Source organism: Variovorax glucosi (assembly GCF_051216695.1).
In the GTDB taxonomy this organism is placed as follows: domain Bacteria; phylum Pseudomonadota; class Gammaproteobacteria; order Burkholderiales; family Burkholderiaceae_C; genus Variovorax.
The window spans coordinates 1-1,506 of sequence record NZ_JBPJZE010000071.1 but is presented as its reverse complement, the minus strand read 5'-3'; the positions used below and the strand labels follow the sequence as shown (position 1 = coordinate 1,506).

The 1,506-nt window shown below is 64.7% G+C and carries 2 protein-coding genes; both read left to right on the top strand.

All coding sequences use genetic code 11. The features are described from left to right. A partial coding sequence (locus ACSFA3_RS22945; protein ID WP_435507760.1) for an ATP-binding cassette domain-containing protein occupies window positions 1–606 on the top strand: 606 nt, incomplete at its 5' end. A 19-nt stretch (window positions 607–625) separates the two neighbouring features. Beyond that, a partial coding sequence (locus ACSFA3_RS22940) for an ABC transporter permease subunit (protein ID WP_435507759.1) occupies window positions 626–1,506 on the top strand: 881 nt, incomplete at its 3' end.

Genomic DNA, 1,506 nt, shown 5'->3' with positions numbered 1-1,506 from the left:
GACCGCATCGACGCGGGCGAAGTCTTCGTGCATGGCAAGAAGGTGTCGATCAAGTCGCCCGAAGACGCAGTGGCCCACGGCATCGGCTACCTGTCGGAAGACCGCAAGCACTTCGGCCTGGCCACCGGCATGGACGTGGAAGCCAACATTGCGCTGCCGAGCATGAAGAAGTTCCTGTCGATGGGCCTGTTCATCGACCAGGCGGCCATCGAGGCGGCCGGCGAGCGCTATGTGAAGCAGCTCAGCATCAAGACGCCCTCGGTGCGCCAGCAGGTGCGGCTGCTGTCGGGCGGCAACCAGCAGAAGATCGTCATCGCCAAGTGGCTGCTGCGCGACTGCGGCGTGCTCTTCTTCGACGAGCCCACGCGCGGCATCGACGTGGGCGCCAAGGCCGAGATCTACCGCCTGCTCAACGAGCTGGCCGCGCAGGGCAAGGCCATCGTGATCATCTCTTCGGAACTGCCTGAGATATTGCGCATGAGCCACCGCGTGCTCGTGATGTGCGAAGGCCGCATCACCGGCGAGCTGCCGGCGCGCGAAGCCTCGCAGGAAAAGATCATGCAGCTCGCCACCCGGCGTGAAGCTGCCGCTGCCGTCGCCCCATGACCACGATTGGAGACTCCCTTTGACGACCCCGACCGCCACCGCCGTCAGCCCCGGCTTCTCCTCGCTGAAGGCCCGGTTCTTCCGCCCCGCCACCAGGCAGAAGCTGCTGGCCTTTGCCAGCCTCATCGCGCTGATGGTGTTCTTCAGCTTCGCGTCGCCGCAGTTTTTGCAGGCCGACAATCTCGTGAGCATCCTGCAGTCGACAGCGGTGAACGGCGTGCTCGCCATTGCCTGCACCTTCGTCATCATCACCGCCGGCATCGACCTGTCGGTGGGCTCGGTGATCGCGCTCACCACCATGGTGTCGGCCTCGCTCGTCGAGAAGCACGGCTGGAGTCCGGGCATCGTGATTCCGCTGGTGTTGCTCATGGGCACGGCCTTTGGCGCGTTCATGGGGCTGCTCATCGAGCGCTTCCGGCTGCAGCCCTTCATCGTCACGCTGGCAGGCATGTTCCTGGCGCGGGGACTTTGCTATCTCATCAGCATCGACTCGATCAGCATCACCAACGAGTTTTACTCGGAGGTTTCGCAGATCCGCATTCCCATCTGGGGCGAGGCCTCGGTGTCTATCAGCGCGGTGATCGCCATCGTGGTGCTGCTGGCGGCGATTTTCATTGCGCACTGCACGCCCTTTGGCCGCGCGGTGTACGCCATTGGTGGCAGCGAGCATTCGGCGATGCTGATGGGCCTGCCGGTGCGCCGCACGCTCATTGGCGTGTACACGCTGTCTGGCTTCTGCTCGGCGCTGGCGGGCGTGATCTTCACCTTCTACATGCTCTCGGGCTACGGCCTGCACGCGATAGGGCTGGAGCTCGACGCCATCGCGGCGGTGGTGATCGGCGGCACGCTGCTCACGGGCGGCGTGGGCTATGTGGCGGGCACGCTGTTCGGCGTGCTGAT